Origin of the sequence: Peptococcus simiae (genome assembly GCF_046569735.1) — a bacterium.
Lineage (GTDB): Bacteria > Bacillota > Peptococcia > Peptococcales > Peptococcaceae > Peptococcus > Peptococcus simiae_A.
Genome location: NZ_JBKICG010000009.1, coordinates 36,932 through 55,508, shown reverse-complemented (window position 1 = coordinate 55,508; position 18,577 = coordinate 36,932). Strand labels below are relative to the sequence as shown.

Below are 18,577 nucleotides of genomic sequence, written 5' to 3'. Positions count from 1 at the left end.
CCTCCTATTCATAATCCTTTAATTCCTCATCAACGGATTTTGTAAGTTGCGGTTTTTTGAAAGTATAGTTGGATACTTCATTAATAATAGGGCAATTTTCCGGTCGAGGATAGGCAATCCGCCCCTTAACCATATTGATTGGCGCATAGGCAGAGTATAGAAGTTCCCCCGGCTCATTCGGGTAAATAAAGCCATTAAACATCAGCCCAAAGCCACGATTGCTGTCATCATAGTAACCGGGATCTGTTTCATAGGCTTCTTCTGTCAAGGCTTCAATGTATCCCATGCACTCGCTAACGCCAAGAAAAATAGGGCGTCTACCTCCCCTTTTTAAAGAACGGTCGGTAATGGCTTCATGCTTGGCGAAATTTCGATCTGCTTTTAAGTCCTCCCGATCCAGGTTAAACTCAAAGTGAAACTTTACATAATACTTGACATCAGTTAAGTAAGTATAGGCACTTAAATCCAATTTATTGTTTTTTAACAGTAACCGGGTGCCTTGAGTATACGATTCTATTCTATTCATAATCCGGACTTCATCGACTACATTGATAATCGTGGGCTTAAAGTAATTAGCATCTAAAATCCCTTTCAGCATTTCTCGGGTAGGGCAGTCATAGCTATATTTTTCCCCGCCGCTCTTACTTTCCGGTGATGTGATCAGGGCCTTATCTCCGTAAATTTTAGCGTAGAAATATTTTGATTGTTGCATATTTAAACCTCCTTCCAGCATTTTTGTGCTTTAAGTTATAAAGATGGATCTTCATAATAGATATTTTTCATATTTTGAAGAATCCTCCTTGGTCAAATTGAACCCCAAAGTCTTCGCTGTAAAATTCTTCAGGTAGAATGTATACGAGTCCTTCAAAGAGAGATTCGCAGTTTTCTAAGTCTCTATCATAAACAGGGACTGTATCATTTGATAGCTTACGGATGATTGCCTTTACTTTTTTTAACTCTTTAAAACCATAGCCATATTTATATGTCCTTTCTAAATCCCTCAGCTCATCAAGGTATCCCTCTGTGTCTTCAGAGGCAACAATAGCGGTTTTTTGCTGGTCAGGAATGAGCTGAAAGTTGTCATATCCCCTTTTAAATGCTTGGAAGAGCTGTAAGATAAGGCCTTCCCGATAAAACAAATAATCCCCTACGGCCTGTATACTTGCGTCGCCTGGGCTTTTAAAAAGCAATTCCTTACTAGGGCTATTGCTGGCTAATAAGGAAAGCGTAGGATCTAGAGTACAATCATCTAAATTAGCGTATAGCTTTTCAAAATACTTATCTGTTAAAGCACTTATAGGAATTTTTCCCTTTGCCTGCAGGAGGGTGTACCTACCCGCAGATTTTCTTTCATTCATCCCCTTCAAGGGCATAATCCGTTCTTCCTTGCTATCTAAATTAATAACATAGGTAGCGGCCTTATCGCGCTTCCCTTCTCGGTTACACCTGCCCATCGCCTGAACAATTGAATCCATACCCGTGAGTGAGCGGATAACCAAGTCAAAATCCACATCTACACCCGCTTCAATCAGTGGGGTGGTGATGACGCAAATCGGTATGGACTGGCTTAATTTTTCTTTAATGACCTGGAGGCGCTCTAGCCGGTCATTGGCTGTTAAATTCGTTGTTAAATAATATAAATCCTCATGGGGAAGATCTTTTTCGACTAAATCATATAGACCTTTTACGACGCCCTTGGTATTCAGGATAATAAGACGCGACTTATCCGGATGCTTACAGACCAAGTCATATAAATCCGCCAGCGGATACTCTTTGCCAATGTCCCCATAAAGGCATAGGCTAGCTCGATCAAAAACCCTTAGTTCTTCCCTGGAGAGGGTAATGATGTTGGTATTTTGTCCAAGGGCATCCCCATAAATTAATCGGTGGGTTAAGTGGTTGGAATGATAGGTAGGCTGGGTGGCTGTTGATAAAACGATGCTTGTACCCATAACGGTCCGCATAAAATTAAGGGCCAGATTAGTCAAGTAGAGCATTTCTGTCGGCAAAGACTGGAGCTCATCTAAGATTACAACACTATTGATGAAAGACTTAAACCGCATTAAATGAGATGAATGCCCTTTAAATAGCGTGTTAAAAAACTGAACCATCGTTGTTAATATCATTGGTGAAGTCCAGTCATCTAACAAGAATTTTTTGCTCACCCCCAGCAAGGCATCATCTAAATCATCGTTGGCTGCTGGATCATCAGGTAAGATGTCCTCATTAATAACATTTGAATGATGTTCTAAGATATAGGGCGATTGACGGAGCACCTTTTTTATTTCGGCCGCATTTTGTTCCAAGACCGATAAATAAGAGGTGACATAAAAGAACCGCTGCTTACCTGTATACTTCATCTGATTAACACCATATCGCAAAGATAGGAGTGTCTTACCGGCGCCGGTAGGTAAGTCCAGCCTGTATATGCCGGCGGAATCCTGTTGAGAGCGTTGCAAAATGGTGGAGGCAATTTTTCTGCGGATGATATTCAGAGGAGAAGTCGGCTGCCCAAAGGCGGCATATCGACGATCAATGCAGCCTTCCCATTCCCTTACAAGCTGCTGGACGGCCTCTTTATCTTGACGCTCGGCAATAGGCTCAAAGGCATTAATGGTATCCTTTATATCGGCAGATTTTAAAATAGAGACTATCAGGCGGATGAGCATCCCTTTATAAAAAAGTAATGCTTCTTCTTTATCGTCACTTTGATCACAAAGCTGTCTTAGCTTCTGGATAGTGACCATATATTCAAGAAATCCCTTGTAAAAAAGCTCTTGTAACAAAATCCCTTGCGCCGTCATATGAGCAGAAACTTCTTCGTAAAGAAGATGACAATCAAGTCCACCTTCATTTTGAATTTTTTTTAAACGACTAAAAGTCGTGTACTCATATTCGTTTTTTCGGTTTTTCCGCACCATATCGTAAGGTCCATGGTGGGACATGATACTATAAGCGATAATATTGGCGTAATCACAAAGTTCAGAATAAAGAGTCCCCCAGTCCTTGAATGATTGGAATAGCTGCTCGTAGGCTTTAGATTGACTTAAAAGGCGGCTAGATTCACTTTCAAATAATTTAAATATAAAATATCCACCTAAACTCGAATGGTCAACATGTAGAGCCCTGTCTTCACAGATTTTTCGCTGAAAGTTATGGTTGATTTTACCTATATCATGAAGTAAACCAACCAAATAAGCACTTTGACTCAACTGCACTGGCTGAGCAAGTCCTTTACAATCTTCAGCTACATTTATCAAATGCGTCAATAAAAGTTGTCTATGTCTTCGGTTGCCTTGGTCAAGGTGTGCATAAATATCTTTAAACACATACTCTCCTTAGTACTTATCTATATTTTTACTTAAAATAAGCTTATAGTAATTCATGAATTTTTTCAACATTAAATTTTTGATAAAAGAAAAATTTAATTGGTCAAGCCCTCCTGCCTATCGCAAAGAACAGGCTGCCTAAGGACTAGTCTCTAGGCAAATAAAAAGAGAGACAAGTACAAGGAAAGTACTTATCTCTCTAGTCCACTATTTGGGGGCATTCTACTTAGGCTTCCCCTTCAGGCTTATCCTTAATAAAGCTGCCTTCCCGGAGTTCTGCAAAGGCTGCGTCTAATTCTTCCTGGGTGTTCATGACGATGGGGCCGCCCCAGGCGATGGATTCTTCCAGGGGGTAGCTTTCGAAGAAAAGAACTTCAATGGGACCATCGGTCGTTTTCAGGGTAAGGCTATCCCCTTCAGCCAGGCGGACGGCGGTTTTTTCTTCAACCACGACGTCCCCCAGGCGGGCATCCCCTTCTAACAGGAAGACAGTTTGTGACCCCTTGGGGTCCAGGGGGAGGGTCAGGGATCCACCGGCTTCCAGGCGGATGGATAAGAAGGTCAAGGGGTGGTGGTGACCTTGAAAGCCTTGGACCCCCTGGTACTGACCGCCAATAACGGCGACTTCCCCACCTTCAACCGGAACCACCGGACACTTGTCGGCCGACAGGTCATGGTAGGCCGGCGGGGCCATTTTTTCTTTTTGGGGCATGTTGAGCCAGACTTGGACGCCCAGCATCCGGTCACTCGGTTGGGGCATTTCTTCGTGCATGATGCCGGACCCGGCGGTCATCCACTGGCTGCCACCGTCTGTAATCCGGCCCTTATTGCCCAGGCTGTCCTCGTGGGTGATTTCCCCCCGACGTAAGTAAGTGATGGTTTCAATACCCCGGTGGGGGTGCATGGGGAAGCCGGCTATGTAGTCCTTGGGGTCTGTTGAATCAAAGGAGTCCAACATAAGCAGGGGGTCATAGGCGGTCACCGTCCGGTTGGACAGGACCCGGACCAGGCTGACGCCGGCGCCATCTTTGGTCCGCACCCCTTTTTCTCTATGTATCATTTTTGCCTCCATACATATCGCTCCTCTCTCGTTATTTTCTATATGAACGGTAGGCAAGGGCCTAGCCTACTTAGTTTATAGATACCCCATTCAGGGCGGTCATAAGCAAAGGCCCTCCAAGTTGGAGGGCCTTGATGGATTACCGGTCTATTTTTAATTGGGTGCAGAGGTCAGCAACCGGGTCCGGGCTGCCATAGGGGACCCGCCCGGCTTCCTGGGCCAGTAAAAAGGGGAGGATGCTCTTGGCCACGTCATACTTGCTGGTCAGCCGGTCTATTTTGGGGTTGTACTTTTCCCGGTACTTTTCAATCCGGCTTTCTTCAGCGGCAGACAGGTTATCATCCTGGTAGGTCTGGTAGAGCAGGCCTTCAACCCATTTTTCATCATCATGGGCGTCAATTTCTTCTAATTCAACCAGGATCAGGGGGAAGTCTTCGCCATGGTTGACTAAAAAAGAGGTGCTCTTAAGGTAGTTCAGCTCCTTGGCACATTGGGCACTGGTCATGGCCGCCTGGCTCATAAAAAAGATGACCCCTTGGCACTTGGGGCTGGCCAGGGCCTTAAAAATAGAGGAATTGTAGCCATCGCCCTGGACGAGGTTGGCTTCTGTATCGATCCAGAGGTTGGCCCCGGCGGCCTGGAGGCCGGCGACGGTTTGATAAACGGTCTCCCCTTCCCGGGTAGAGTAGGAAATATAATAATAGGGCCGGTCCAGGTCGCAGGGGGCAATGGCAGCGGCTTGGTCAGCTAAGGCTTGCTTGGTCATAGTCGTCTCCTTTACTCAATTCATAGCTAGCTTTATCTATAGGCTTACCCCTTTACCCGGTCCCTTAAAAATAGGCAAAAAAAGCGCCGGCTCTCGCCGACGCTTGGTATCAGTCGTTGGAATACGGTAGTAAGGCCATTGCTCGGGCGCGTTTGATAGCGACCGTTACAGCACGTTGGTGCTTGGCACAGTTACCGGTAATACGACGCGGTAAAATTTTGCCGCGTTCCGTCATGTATTTTTTCAGACGGTTGCTGTCTTTGTAGTCGATATGATCGACTTTATCGACGCAAAAATTGCAGACTTTCTTTCTGGACCGTCTGCCGCGTTCTCGTCTTGCCATGAGAGTCTCCTTCCTTGGTTAAAAAGGCAGGTCGTCATCGTCAAAGGTCACTTCCTCACCGAAGCCCCCTTGGGGTGCAGCCGGCCGTTGGGGGGCGGAAAAACCACCACTGGTCCCTTGGCTGAAGCCGTCATCTTGAGACCGGCCGCCAGTTGCGGAACCTAAAAATTCAACGCTATTGGCTTGTACTTCGGCAGTACGACGACGGATGCCGTTATTATCATCATAACTGCGGATCTGCAGTGAGCCTTCGACAGCAACTTGGCGGCCCTTACTCATAAACTTGGCCACGTTTTCGGCTGTTTTCCGCCACACCACAATATCAATGAAATCGGCTTCTCGCTCACCACTCTGGTTTGTAAAAGGTCTATCTACTGCCAGTCTGAAATTACACACAGGAATACCACTTTGCGTATACCGTAATTCGGGGTCTGCCACCAGGCGACCGATCAGAATGATTTTATTCATGGAGAATCCTTTCTTGAGTCAGACTATTCGCCGACACGGGTCACGAGATGACGCAGGAGACGTTCGTCGATCTTCATGAGACGATCCACTTCGTTTACTGCGGCACTGTCACCATTAAATTTAATGAGGACATAAACACCATCGGTGTATTTTTTGTCGATGGTATAAGCCAAACGACGTTTGCCCCATTTATCAACGGCTGTTACTTCAGCACCGTTATCGGTCAGGACTTTACTGTAACGATCGATGATCTCTTGGGTGCCTTCTTCAGGGACTTCCGTTTTGACGATAAACAGCAATTCATATTCGCGCATTTTGCACCTCCTCCCCCCGGACTAACGGCTCTGCATCAAAATTTACAGAGCAGGGATTACAATCATAAATTATAGCATGTCATGACCTGAGATGCAAGGCTCGGGTGCTTATTTTTTTCTTTTAACCCTTTAAATTCATGATAACAACCCCACAGACAGCTAGAGCAATGCCCAGGGCCTTTAAAGGGGTCATACTTTCATCAAAGAGCAAAATGCCAGCCGTCACCGATAAAACATTCACAACAGCCGTAGAAAAGGGCAGGATAAAGCCCAGGTCATTATTGACCACTAGGCTTGTCCATAATAGAAAGCTGATGCCGTACATCACTAGAGCAAAAATCATGGTTATATTAATGTGTAGGTTAAAGGACCCATTTTCCAGGGCAAAAACAATGCCTTCCTGGCTAAACTTCATCAAGAGTAAGCCTGTCATTGTAAAAAAGATATAGGCAACAAATATCCCCATACGAACCCCCTTCGACCTCATAGTGCCTCTCCTTTATCATCCCCAATATGGCCGGGCTCGCTCATCAAGGCTAAGAACAGAAATGGAAAAATGAGCCCCTGAAACCATATATAACGAAAATCCTGGGCCGGCATCGTTAGAAAGACAATAATAAAATTACCAAGCCAAGGAAAATGCCAGGCCAGTCCCTGCCGTCGATACATTAAGGTGTAGGCCAGAAGCATGGTTAAGCCTAGCAAATAAATGCCGCCTCGCCAAAGTAAAATATCCGTCAGGGCATAATCAGTGGTGGTCAAAGCCCAAGCCGCTAACCGGTCATAGGCCTGATTTTCATCTCGACTAATACCATAGGCCTTGGTAACATTTTCATCAATAGCCAGGGTATAGCGATTATTGTAGCTTAATGGGTCCGGCGGTACGCTCCAGCTAAGTAGGCCCAAGTTAAACCGGTCCCCCAGGATCACTGCCGGCGCCTTTTCAAGAGCCTCTAGATACCAGTGTAAAGAGGAGCCTGTACTAATAGGCGACAAGTTTTGAATATAGCGGTGTACATTTTGGATATAAATATCTGAAAAATAAGGGTTATAGTAGGTCTCCCATTGGTCAGGAGAAGCCACGCCTGCCATAGCCTTCCGGGCTGCTGCTGGTAAATCCTGCTCTCGTTCAGCTACATACATAGCCCCCAGGCCTTGGTAAATAGGCCTTAATTTCATCCCTGCAGGATTTGGGTCGGCATCCAGCACTTTCGGCAGGGGCCCTAAAACAAGTGCAATAATGAGCCCACATAAACCCAGGGCCATAAGAATAGGTCCGGCCTTTTTTCGCTCATACCTGACCATATAATAGAGGCCATAAAGTAGACATAAAGCGAAGGCCAAAACCCCATTATAGCGGAGAAGGACTATCAGTAGTAGCCCCAGGCAGAAAGCCCCCCATCCCTTGCCCGTCCGAAGAAAGGCTTGGTCCGTTCCGGCTCGGTAGAGCATCAGGGTCATCCATAAGAGGGCAATGGTAAAGGGTATATCCTTCCAGAGGGTCATCAGGTTAATCCCTGTTTGGGGCATCAAGACCAGGGCTAAAATGACAAGATATAAAACGACTGGGCGCAGGCGATTTTTCATGAGTTCACCGGCAAAGGCAGTTGTAACCAAACAAAAGAAAAGAATATGGCAAAGGCTTTGGGCTGACAAGCTACCCGTAGCCATTAAAAGACCCTTGAGCAAGAGGGTATGGGCAATAGGGTGCCAAGTGGTATAACCGATGCTCCCATCTATCTGCTGCAATTGGTTGAAGGTATCATAGGACATACTTCCCGGTGCTAAAGCAGCATAGTAACCGGCTAAAACAAGTCCCTGTAAAACAAAGATGGCTGCCATATGAAAACGACGGTAAGGCGTACTTTTAGAGCTACAAAGCAGGAGGGGTAAATGCTGCCAAAGTAAGAAAGTATCCCGTGCGGTTATCCCTACTATGATATAAAGCCCTAAGAGTACAGGCCAAAGGTCTAAAGAAAGCCAGTATCCCCCAGGTTCATAAAGCAAGCCCTTTCCAAAGAAGCAGAAAGTGGCGATTCCCGTTGCCAGTAAAAATATAATGACCTTAGCCACTTGGCCTTTAAAAATGGTCTGCGGCCCGGTGATATATCGAAAGGCCAGGGTCAATCCGATCCAAACCAGTAGGGCTAGACCTACCCGCCAGAGAGGGGTATAGGCGTGATAAGCTGCATAGTAGGCACCCCAGCAAAGGGCCAGGATTTCTAAAAACCAAAGGACCAACATCCCAAATACACGCTTAGCTGATGGTGTCGGAAGGAGTTTGCTTGTCGTCATTCCTTATCACCCCGCTTATTTTGCTGCCGCAAGCTATGCTCCAGTAAGGCTAGCTCTTGAACGGTCCGTACAGTTTGCTGTCTCAATTTGCTCATGGTGACATAATTAAAAAATCCCACCATCACCAAAAATAAAACAGCACAGAAAAAAACAGCATTCATTGGGCTGGCGACACCGAGCAAAAAAGCCAACCCATCAATAAGGGCCGGAAATAAGGTTAAAAGAACCGTAACCAATAAACAAAAAAGCCAGGGAAAGGTGATCCGTAGCATTAACTTCTCGCGTCTAACAGCTTCTCCATAAACCAGTAAGGATACTAGGCAGGCCCCGAGTATAATCACTTGCAACCGCAATTCCATAATATTCCCCCCTATGTATTCGGTTTTAAGGCATCAATAAAAATCGCCAGCGTTACCTTTACCATATAGTAAATGCTGCGCAAGGGGGTAATGGATGACCGTCCTCGCTTCCGGGCCCGCATTTTAACTGGTATTTCCACCACCCTATACCCACGGCGTAATATCAAGGCTAAGGTTTCCGGTTCTGGATAGTCACTCGGGTAATAGGCGCAAAAGTCTTGAATGACCTGCCGGTTGACCAACCGCATACCGCTGGTGACATCATAAATCCGCCGCTGGCAGAGTAGGCCGATTAGAGATGAAAGAAAACGGATACCTAATTTCCGCATTCTGGTCGATTGAAAGCCCTGCTTATCAATAAAGCGTGATCCGATAATCATATCTGCACCACTTTCAAGCTGAGCGTCCACCAAAGCATCCAGATAGCTGGCATCATGTTGCCCATCGCCGTCAAATTGAATGGCTAAGTCATAATCATATCTTTCTGCAAATAAGTACCCGGCTTGGACTGCACCACCAATGCCTAAATTATAGGGCAAGTGCAAGACAGGATACCCCTTCTCTTCACAAAGGTAGCGGGTGTGGTCTGTCGAACAGTCATTAACAATAATATAATCAAAAGTTGACGCATGAAGTTGAATATCGGTAACGACTTTTTCTAGATTTTCCGCTTCATTATAGGCTGGAATAATGACCAGCTTTTTCATGTCCACACTTCCTTTGATTCCCGGCATCATTGCCGCTAGTAAATAGCCCACTCTATGCGACCAATTCTTGTTAACGTCTTTCAGTATAGCATAAGAAGGTGGCCCTTCCTATCTTATCTTGTTGACAAAATCTTGTCTATTCCCCGTCTTGTAGCTGCCATCTGGGCCATATAAAAAACCGGCTCCTTGCCAAGGCAAGGGCCGGCTGCTGTCTCATTTATACCCGGTGACGCATCAACATGTCTTCCCGGAGTTGCCAAAGCTTGTAGGTGAAGTCCACATAATACTTGTGGGGGTTTTCAAACCGGGTGACTTCTTCCCAGAGGGTATCCAGTTTTTCCTGGCAATAGGTCCGGATGGCTTCGACAGAGGGCCGGTCATAGACCAGCTGGCCCTTTTCATAGATGGGCACTTGTAGGCGTTCGGCCCGGAAGTTGTCGACCTCTTTCCGTTTCCAGATGGCTTTCGGGTCAAAGAGGGTGAAGGGCTCATCTTCCGGGATGGTCTCATCAGCCAGGGAGATGACATCGGCTATGGCCTTGCCGGTATCCCGGTCAAAGAGCCGCCAGGTGCATTTAAAGCCGGGGGTGGTGATTTTATCAACATTTTCGCTGATCTTAATCCGGGGCTCCAGGGTGCCGGCTTCATCGGCGACGGCCACCATCTTGTAGACCCCGCCAAAGACCGGGTCGCTCTTGGCCGTAATGAGCCGCTCACCGACGCCAAAGGAGTCCAGCTTGGCCCCTTGCAAGAGCAGGTCCCGGATCAGGTATTCATCCAAGCCGCCGCTGGCCACAATGGAGCAGTCTTGGTAGCCGGCTTCATCCAGCATCTGCCGGGTCCGCTTGGACAGGTAGGCGATGTCCCCGGAGTCGATCCGGACCCCCTTGGGCCGGTAGCCGGCGGGCACCACCACTTCATCAAAGACCTTGATGGCATTGGGGACGCCGCTTTGGAGGACATCATAGGTGTCGATTAAGAGGGTGCAGTCCTGGGGATAGACTTCCGCATAGGCCTTGAAGGCTTCATATTCGGAACGGAAAAGTTGCACCCAGCTGTGGGCCATGGTCCCCAGGGCGGGAATCCCCATCTCCCGGTCGGTCCAGGTATTGGCCGAGCCGACAGCCCCGGCAATATAGGCTGCCCGGGCCCCGTAATTGGCGGCGTCTGCCCCCTGGGCCCGGCGGGACCCGAACTCCATGACGGCCCGGCCCTGGGCCGCCCGGACAATCCGGTTGGCCTTGGTGGCAATTAGGCACTGGTGGTTCAAGAGAAGGAGGGTCATGGTTTCAAGCATTTGGGCTTGAATCACCGGCCCACGGACGGTCACCAGGGGCTCGCCGGGGAAAACCGGAGTCCCTTCAGGTACGGCCCATACATCACAGGCAAAGTCAAAATTGGCCAGGTAGTCTAAAAAGGCTTCGTCAAAAAGGTTGCGCTGGCGCAGGTAGGCGATGTCTTCCGGGGTGAAATGGAGCTTTTCCATGTAGTCAATGACTTGGTCTAGGCCGGCCATAATGGCAAAGCCGCCCTGGTCCGGCAGGGTCCGGAAGTAGGCATCAAATACAGCCACCCGATCTTTCAGGCCCTTTAAGAAATAGCCGTTGCCCATGGTGAGTTCGTAAAAGTCCATCAGCAAGGTGAGGTTCCGTTTATCCATTCTCTTCTCCTTTTTCTTACAGCCAGATGTCGAAGGGGGCTGAATGAAAGATGGCTTCCGGATCATGACGGTATTCCTGTTCCATAAGGGACAGTCCGGCATCGACATCACTGGTACGAATCAATTTGTGGTTCAGGTGGGCAATAAAGGTACTGCGAAGTAATTCTTCATCTAAGATAGCCTCAAAAACGTATTGTAATTCTTGCAGGGGAAAGGGCTCCGGCAGGAAGCGGAAGGCAAAGTCGGTCCGGTAGAGCCGGTCCCGCAGGGCAAAAATCCCGGCAGCGATGACTTCGGCATGGTCAAAGGCCAGGTTCTCCACTTCGCCTAGCGGCTGCCGGCGCCAGTTGCCCTCGGCATCCCGCCGGATATCAATCCTGGCCTTGATGGTTTCTGCCCCGGCGGTCAGGTAGACCTTACCGGTAAAGGCCTCGTCTTGGGCTTCCAGGTCAAAGGTCAGGTCAAACCACCGAGCCTCTGCTGCGTCATCGCCGGCGGCCGGCTCTTGGGGAAAGTCATAGGGCAGGACAGCCAGGTGGCTGACGGTGATGACCCGGGTCCGGGGGTCCCGGTCCGGGGCGCTGTAACTGGCACACTGGCCATAGTAGGCAGCTTTGAGGCCGGTTTCTTCATATAATTCCCGAGCGGCACAGGCGGCCAGGTCTTCGTCCATCTCACAAAAGCCGCCGGGCAGGGCCCAGCCCCCGGCATAGGGGGGATGTTTGCGCCGGACCAGCAAAATTTGCAGGCGCCGGGGACCCCGGTCCGGGGTCAGGCGAAAAAGTAGGGTATCTGCTGTAACCGAGGGCCGGTCATAGGCAGAAGCATCGTAATTTTCCAGGAAGGCCTGGTCTTCTTTGGTCAGCTTCATTGGCCTATACCCACTCTTTGATGTCTTCGGTCGGGGATAATTCCCAACCGTCAAAGATCCCGATGAAGTCTTCCATGACTTCAAAGCAGTCATAGGTCTTTTCGGTAATGGTGGCGTAGGTCAGGTCATGGTGGGCCATAATCCGCAGGCCCATGCTCATCGGCTCCAGGGCCTCGACATACATATGGTCATCAATGATTTCAAAGCCCATCAGTTGGAAACGGGCTGCGGCCTGGGCCCGGGCTGCCCCGTCCTGGAAGTAGAAGTAGTAGCTGACGGCATAGCTAGCAGTCATATCCAGGCCGGCTGCTTCTAAGTTGGCCAACATATGCCGGTTGCGGATGTGCATTAAGTCCATATCCGAGGGGAAGAGGGAGTTAAAGAAGAACCGCCAGGGACCGTCTTTTTCCGTCATAAAGTTGAATTCATAGTCGCTGTGCTTGGCAGCCAGGCTACCGACAATGGGCGGCAGGTAGTTTTCATCCTGGCCATAGAAGTAGATCATCCGGGTCCCGGCATAGGTCACCGAGCCCACAAAGCGGGCATGGCCTTCATTTTCCATTTGCTCAACAATTTCCTTCTCCAGGCTCAAGAGGGCATCCCGTTCATGGGCCTGGTAAAAGCCATCCTCGCCGGGGTCCTGAATCTCCACCTGGATGCCCAACAGCCAATAGTAGGCCGGCACCGGGGCAATTTCCCTTAAGCCCAGGTCTACCTGGACCAGGGCATTGTAGTCGTCTACCTGGGTGACATACAGCTCATAGTGGCGGTCACTGTCCATCAGTTTGTCATGGCGGACAGGCTGGTCATCAGCTGTAGAGAAGGTAATCATATCCTTAATATCTTTATTATCGCTCATAGGCACTCCTTATAAAAACATATAGTCTAAAGAGATTATAACCCATGCCCAATGGCCCGTCAAAAAAGAAAGGCTGCGACCGGCATATGCCCAGCTTGGCCGCTAGGCCCCGCCGGCTGGCTGACTTCCCCAGCGCCCATCCCCTTCTGCCGGCTCTGGGTGTCATCCCAAAGGGTCTCTTGGCCTTGCGCAAATATTCGAAACTTTTATCGCAATCCATCGGCCCAGGCCGCCGGTCCATGGCCTGCTGCGTTGACAAATCTCGCCCCTAAACCCTATACTTATGAAAAGACCCAGTGGGCATCCCAAACGAGGAGGATTCTATGAGCGAACAAAAAACCTTCTATATTACCACCCCCATCTACTACCCGAGCGCCAAGCTCCACATCGGCCACGCCTACAGCACCACCATGGCCGATACCCTGCGCCGGTATAAGGACATGCAGGGCTTTAAGACCTATTTCTTGACCGGTTCCGATGAACACGGGATGAAGATTCAGCGGGCGGCTGAAGCAGCCGGCACCACCCCCCAGGCCTATGTTGACCAGATTGTTGCCGGCATCCAAAAGCTCTGGGACCGGTTGATGATTTCCAATGACCAATTCATCCGCACCACCATGCCCTTCCACCACAAGGCCGTACAAAAGTTCTTCCAAAAGGTCTATGACCAGGGCGATATTTACCTGTCCAGCTACGAGGGCCACTACTGCACCTCTTGCGAGACCTTCTTCACCGAAACCCAGGTGGGCGAGGACCACACCTGCCCGGACTGCGGCAAACCGACCGAATGGCTGGAAGAGGAAAGCTACTTCTTCAAGATGAGTAAGTATGCGGACCGCTGGCTCCAGTACATTGAGGACCATCCTGACTTTATCCAACCGACAGCCCGCCGCAATGAAATGATTAGCTTTGTCAAGCAGGGCCTGGAGGACCTCTGCATCTCCCGGACCAGCTTCGACTGGGGCATCAAGGTCCCCATCAATGACAAGCACGTCATCTATGTCTGGTTTGACGCCCTGCTCAACTATATTTCCGCCCTCGGCTGGGGCAGTGAAGATGACAGCCTCTACAAGGCCTTCTGGCCGGCCAATGTCCACATGGTTGGTAAGGACATTGCCCGCTTCCATACCATTATTTGGCCCATCATGCTCATGGCTGCCGACCTGCCGATTCCCAAGCATGTCTATGCCCATGGCTGGCTCCTGGTCGGCGGCGGCAAGATGAGTAAGTCCAAGGGGAATGTGGTCGACCCCAATGAGCTCCTGGACAAGTACGGCGTGGACGCCATCCGCTACTTCCTCCTCCGGGAAGTAAGCTTCGGCCAGGACGGCAACTACAGCGAAGAAGCCCTGGTCCGGCGCATCAATACAGACCTGGCCAATGACTATGGCAACCTGGTCAGCCGGACCGTGGCCATGATTGATAAGTACTTCGATGGCCAACTCCCGGCCGCCACAGAGGCCGGCGATGACCTGGACCAGTCCCTCCGCAGCCTGGCTGCAGAAACCCCCGCCAGTGCCGCCGGCCACCTGGATAACCTCCAGTTTCCCCTGGCCCTGGAAGATATTTGGCAACTCATCCGCCGAGCCAACAAATATATCGATGAAACAAGCCCCTGGATCCTGGCCAAGGACGAGGCCCAAAAAGACCGGCTGGCTACGGTCCTCTACCACTTATACGATAGCATCCGAATCGTTACCACCATGCTCACCCCCTTTATGCCGGCCCTACCCGCCCGGTGTGGCGCCCAGCTCAACTATGACTTCAGCCAAGAAACCTGGGCTGATGCCTCCATCTGGGGTAAATCCCAGGCCGGCACCCGGGTCCACAAGGGCGAGGCCCTCTTCCCCCGGATTGACCCCAAGTCCCTGGATTTACCGGCCGAGCCGGCCCCGGCAGCGACACCAGCAGCTGACCAGGCCCCCGGCAAGCCGACGGTGACCTACGATGACTTCGCCAAGCTGGACCTCCGCCTGGCCAAGGTCCTGGCCTGCGAACCGGTGGAAAAGGCCGACCGCTTGTTGAAATTCCGCTTAGACATCGGCACAGAAGAAAGAACCGTCGTCTCCGGCATCCGGTCCAGCTATGAAAATCCTGAAGACCTGGTCGGCAAACAGGTGGTTATGATTGCCAACCTGGCCCCGAAAAAAATCCGGGGCATTGAAAGTCACGGCATGCTCCTAACCGCTGTCAGCGACGACGATGCCGTTCTGGAACTTCTGCAGGTGGCTAAAGAGATGCCCGCCGGATCGGAGATATCCTAATGGCTAAACTATTTGACTCCCACGCCCATATCCTGGACCCGGCCTTCCAGGAGGACTTTGACGAGGTTCTGGCTCGGACCCTCGAGGCCTGCGGGGCCATCATGAATGTCGGCTGCGAAAGCCTGGAGGACTTCAATAAGACCGTCCAGCTCGCTGAAGACCACCGGCAAATCTTTGCCGCTGTGGCCCTCCACCCGGCCAATGAACCGGACCGGACCGAGGCCCTCATGGGCCGCTTAGCCGACCTGGCCCACCACCCCCAGGTCCGAGCTATTGGCGAAACCGGCCTGGACTACTACTGGATGACCTCCGGTAAGGAGGCCCAAAAGGCCCTCTTGCGGGACCATATCGACCTGGCCAAGGCCGTCGGCAAGCCCCTCATCATCCATGACCGGGACGCCCACCGGGACTGCCTGGATACCCTCTGGGCCAATGATGCCCAGTCAATCGGCGGCGTCTTCCACGCCTATAGCGGGTCCGCCGAAATGATGGAAGAAATCCTGGCCCACAACTTCTATATTGGGGTTGGGGGCGTGGTCACCTTTAAAAATGCCAAGACCATTAAGGAAGTGGCCAAGGCCGTCCCCCTAGACCGGCTGGTCATTGAAACAGACTGCCCCTACCTTACCCCGGCCCCCTACCGGGGTAAGCGGAATGAACCGGCCTACACCCGCTATGTAGCGGAAACCATTGCCGAACTCCGGGGCGAACCGGTAGAAACCATCATCGAGCAAACTTGGCAGAATGCCTGCCGGCTCTTTAACCTGGACCCCACCAGCCTAGACTTATTAGATGCATAAGTAAACTCCCCCTTTGCCAGCGGCAAAGGGGGTTTATCTTGCCCATTCAGGGTATGTAGTCATTGATGAGGAGGATGATATGATGAAAAAATACGATGTGATCGTAATTGGCAGCGGATCTGCTAATATTATCTTAGAAGCTGCCTTAAAAAAGGGCCTATCCTGCGCTCAAATAGAGCGGGGAAAATTCGGTGGGACCTGTTTGACCAGGGGCTGTATTCCCACCAAGGTCATGGTCACCGCTGCTGACCGCCTGTATGAAATCCGCGATTCAGGCAAGCTGGGCCTTGAAGCCGGTGAGCCAAGAGTCAATTGGGAGGTCATCAGCCAGCGGGTCTGGCAAAAAATCGATGAAAGCAAGGACCTCCATCAGTTTTACTTAAAAGAAAAAAATCTGGATGTCTATGAAGGGGAAGGCTACTTCACCGGAGACCATACCCTAAAAGTCCGCCTCAATACCGGCGGCGAATCTGAAGAAATCACCGCTCCTAAAATTTATATCGGCGTCGGCGGCCGGACCAAGGTCCCCGATATTGAAGGTCTGGACCAGGTCCCCTATACCACCAGTGAAGACTATTTTGGCCCGGCCTGGCCGGACAAACCCTACAAGGATGTCATTGTCATTGGCGGCGGGGCCATTGGCTGTGAGTTTGCCCATATTTTCCGGGCCTTTGGGGCCAAGGTCCAGCTGGTCCAGCACAATGTCCGCCTCCTGCCCAAGTCAGACGAGGAAATGAGCGCCGCCATCCTGGACAACCTCCGCCTGGACGGGATTACCGTTTACCTGAATAAAAAGACCCCCAGGGTCAAGCCCAAAGGGGATGGCCTGACCCTGACCATCCGCGACCGGGCCGATGACAGCCTCACAGATATCGATGCTGACCTCCTCTTTATCTGCCCGGGGATTGTCCCCAATAGCGACAGCCTGGCCCTGGAAAATACCCATATCGAGACCAATAGCCGGGGCTGGATCCCCACCAATGAATTCTTAGAAACCTCTGTCGAAGGGGTCTACGCCTTCGGCGATATCAATGGCCTCCACCAGTTCCGCCACAAGGCCAATTATGAGGCAGATATCCTGGCCCATAACCATTTCCTGGCTGAAGATGACCAGGACCGCCGCTGGGCCCGGTATGACCTGGTCCCGGCTGTGACCTACACCCATCCGGAAGTGGCCGATGTGGGCCTGACAGAAGCCCAGGCCCTAGAAGCCGGCCACCAGGTCCGGGTGGGCCGCTGGCACTATTACGAAACCGCCAAGGGATTTGCCCTGGGCTACAAGCCGGATAGCCAGGCCAAGGCCTTTGCCAAGCTCATCGTTGACGCCCAAGACGGGACCCTCCTGGGGGTCCACGCCATTGGGCCCTATGCCTCAGCCCTGATCCAACCCTACCTGAACCTGATGAATGCCGGAGATACCCCCCTGGAGGCCATCAATGAGGCCATCGCCAGCCCCGAAACCGAACAATTCCGGGCTGCCGGCCTGGTCCGCGACATGGACCCCCATAAGCTCCGGACCGTCCGAGAAACCATGGTCCCCCACCCCTCCCTGTCTGAAGTGGGCATTTGGCCCTACTATGACCTAGAAGCCCAGGAAGACCAGGCATAAAAAAGGACTCTTGCAAAATAGCCTCCCCAAAAAGCACAAGCCCCGTCTCATTTTTTTGAGACGGGGCTTGTGCTTTTTGGGGTCACTCTAGTTTTACAGTTTTACCAAATCTTTTTTATCTCTTCCTCAAAATTCTTAACTAAAATTATTTTCCCTTTAGCCGTTCGGCTAACAATATGACTTTCTTTTAGTTCAGAAATAATTGATGACACAGTGACACGGTGCAATCCACATATTTTTGCTAGGTCATTTTGGGAAAAATTCAAAACACGCCCTTCTTTTCCAGGAAAGCTAATATTTTCATCTTTGGCTAGAGTTAAGATAGCCTTTAACGTTTTTTGTCTAGGCGTTAGAAGTAATAAGTCCGTAATTTGATTTAATAAAAGATATGATTTTTGTGCAAAATATCGAATTAGCTCTTTTTCAATTTCTATATTGTCATCACAAGCATTGTTAATATCAAGCCAGGTGATTACTCTTACCGTACAATCCGTTTGCGCATGAATCTCCATTTCAGAAGGAAAGCTTGAAAAGTACGGACCTTCATTGAAGAAACACGGGGCAGTATTATAGAAAATCGTTTTTTCATTTCCGTCTTCGCCAATAATAACAGACCTAGTTACGCCCTCAGTTAAAAGATATATACCTTGAATTTTCTCGTTAATTTTCGTAATAATAGTATTTTTAGGGAATTTTCTTTCGATTCCTATTTGTCCCAAAAACTCAAATGTATCAAGATGATCGAGAAAATGATTGGATAAAAAATTATTTATAAAACCATCATTAATCACTTATCTCACCCCAAAGAACAAATTAACCGAAAAAGTATAAATAAGTTAAGGTAGATTCGTCTCTACCTTAACTTAACTTATC

Annotated in this window: 19 protein-coding genes; 4 read left to right on the top strand and 15 right to left on the bottom strand. The window is 49.9% G+C overall.

Going from position 1 to position 18,577, the window contains the following annotated elements; genetic code table 11:
* Positions 1-4: 4 nt before the first annotated feature.
* The 14 genes from cas5c to ACLGL1_RS05230 all read right to left on the bottom strand — a co-directional run bounded on the left by cas5c (position 5) and on the right by ACLGL1_RS05230 (position 13,031).
* Complete coding sequence (gene cas5c / locus ACLGL1_RS05295) at positions 5-712, bottom strand: type I-C CRISPR-associated protein Cas5c (protein ID WP_411007712.1); 708 nt, start codon at positions 710-712, stop codon at positions 5-7.
* Positions 713-779: 67 nt separating this feature from the next.
* Complete coding sequence (gene cas3, locus ACLGL1_RS05290) at positions 780-3,329, bottom strand: CRISPR-associated helicase Cas3' (RefSeq protein WP_411007711.1); 2,550 nt, start codon at positions 3,327-3,329, stop codon at positions 780-782.
* Between the two features lie 226 nt (positions 3,330-3,555).
* Positions 3,556-4,401 carry a pirin family protein gene (locus ACLGL1_RS05285; RefSeq protein ID WP_411007710.1) on the bottom strand — a complete coding sequence of 282 codons (846 nt, stop codon included), beginning with the start codon at positions 4,399-4,401 and terminating at the stop codon, positions 3,556-3,558.
* A gap of 127 nt (positions 4,402-4,528) precedes the next feature.
* Positions 4,529-5,155, bottom strand: a complete 627-nt coding sequence (locus tag ACLGL1_RS05280; protein ID WP_411007709.1) for a toll/interleukin-1 receptor domain-containing protein — start codon at positions 5,153-5,155, stop codon at positions 4,529-4,531.
* A 109-nt stretch (positions 5,156-5,264) separates the two neighbouring features.
* Positions 5,265-5,498 carry a 30S ribosomal protein S18 gene (gene rpsR / locus ACLGL1_RS05275; RefSeq protein WP_091792459.1) on the bottom strand — a complete coding sequence of 78 codons (234 nt, stop codon included), beginning with the start codon at positions 5,496-5,498 and terminating at the stop codon, positions 5,265-5,267.
* 18 nt (positions 5,499-5,516) lie between these two features.
* Positions 5,517-5,966, bottom strand: coding sequence for a single-stranded DNA-binding protein (locus ACLGL1_RS05270; RefSeq protein WP_411007708.1), 450 nt, complete (start codon positions 5,964-5,966; stop codon positions 5,517-5,519).
* 23 nt (positions 5,967-5,989) lie between these two features.
* Complete coding sequence (gene rpsF / locus ACLGL1_RS05265; RefSeq protein WP_411007707.1) at positions 5,990-6,280, bottom strand: 30S ribosomal protein S6; 291 nt, start codon at positions 6,278-6,280, stop codon at positions 5,990-5,992.
* A 121-nt stretch (positions 6,281-6,401) separates the two neighbouring features.
* Positions 6,402-6,746, bottom strand: a complete 345-nt coding sequence (locus tag ACLGL1_RS05260) for a hypothetical protein (RefSeq protein WP_411007706.1) — start codon at positions 6,744-6,746, stop codon at positions 6,402-6,404.
* Positions 6,747-6,763: 17 nt separating this feature from the next.
* Entirely contained in the window at positions 6,764-8,575 is a 1,812-nt protein-coding gene (locus ACLGL1_RS05255) for a hypothetical protein (RefSeq protein WP_411007705.1), read from the bottom strand.
* Positions 8,572-8,934, bottom strand: coding sequence for a DUF2304 domain-containing protein (locus ACLGL1_RS05250; RefSeq protein WP_411007704.1), 363 nt, complete (start codon positions 8,932-8,934; stop codon positions 8,572-8,574). The genes ACLGL1_RS05255 and ACLGL1_RS05250 overlap by 4 nt, the downstream gene beginning before the upstream one ends.
* An 11-nt stretch (positions 8,935-8,945) precedes the next feature.
* Positions 8,946-9,641, bottom strand: coding sequence for a glycosyltransferase family 2 protein (locus ACLGL1_RS05245; protein ID WP_411007703.1), 696 nt, complete (start codon positions 9,639-9,641; stop codon positions 8,946-8,948).
* Positions 9,642-9,858: 217 nt separating this feature from the next.
* Positions 9,859-11,301 carry a nicotinate phosphoribosyltransferase gene (locus ACLGL1_RS05240; RefSeq protein ID WP_411007702.1) on the bottom strand — a complete coding sequence of 481 codons (1,443 nt, stop codon included), beginning with the start codon at positions 11,299-11,301 and terminating at the stop codon, positions 9,859-9,861.
* Positions 11,302-11,317: 16 nt separating this feature from the next.
* On the bottom strand, positions 11,318-12,172 hold the full coding sequence (locus ACLGL1_RS05235; protein WP_411007701.1) for an NUDIX domain-containing protein: 855 nt from the start codon (positions 12,170-12,172) through the stop codon (positions 11,318-11,320).
* A 4-nt stretch (positions 12,173-12,176) separates the two neighbouring features.
* Positions 12,177-13,031 (bottom strand): DUF695 domain-containing protein, encoded by an 855-nt coding sequence (locus ACLGL1_RS05230; protein WP_411007700.1) that lies wholly within the window; start codon positions 13,029-13,031, stop codon positions 12,177-12,179.
* Positions 13,032-13,075: 44 nt separating this feature from the next.
* Here ACLGL1_RS05230 and ACLGL1_RS05225 point away from each other — a divergent pair, with 44 nt between their 5' ends.
* The 4 genes from ACLGL1_RS05225 to ACLGL1_RS05210 all read left to right on the top strand — a co-directional run bounded on the left by ACLGL1_RS05225 (position 13,076) and on the right by ACLGL1_RS05210 (position 17,704).
* Positions 13,076-13,303, top strand: a complete 228-nt coding sequence (locus ACLGL1_RS05225; RefSeq protein WP_411007699.1) for a hypothetical protein — start codon at positions 13,076-13,078, stop codon at positions 13,301-13,303.
* Positions 13,304-13,354: 51 nt separating this feature from the next.
* Complete coding sequence (metG, locus tag ACLGL1_RS05220; protein WP_411007698.1) at positions 13,355-15,295, top strand: methionine--tRNA ligase; 1,941 nt, start codon at positions 13,355-13,357, stop codon at positions 15,293-15,295.
* Positions 15,295-16,095, top strand: coding sequence for a TatD family hydrolase (locus ACLGL1_RS05215; RefSeq protein WP_411007697.1), 801 nt, complete (start codon positions 15,295-15,297; stop codon positions 16,093-16,095). Before metG ends, ACLGL1_RS05215 begins: the two co-directional genes overlap by 1 nt.
* A gap of 79 nt (positions 16,096-16,174) precedes the next feature.
* The gene (locus ACLGL1_RS05210) at positions 16,175-17,704 is read left to right on the top strand and encodes a dihydrolipoyl dehydrogenase family protein (protein ID WP_411007696.1); all 1,530 of its coding nucleotides are present in this window, start codon (positions 16,175-16,177) and stop codon (positions 17,702-17,704) included.
* A gap of 101 nt (positions 17,705-17,805) precedes the next feature.
* Here ACLGL1_RS05210 and ACLGL1_RS05205 read toward each other — a convergent pair whose 3' ends face one another.
* Complete coding sequence (locus ACLGL1_RS05205) at positions 17,806-18,495, bottom strand: Crp/Fnr family transcriptional regulator (RefSeq protein WP_411007695.1); 690 nt, start codon at positions 18,493-18,495, stop codon at positions 17,806-17,808.
* Positions 18,496-18,577: the final 82 nt, after the last annotated feature.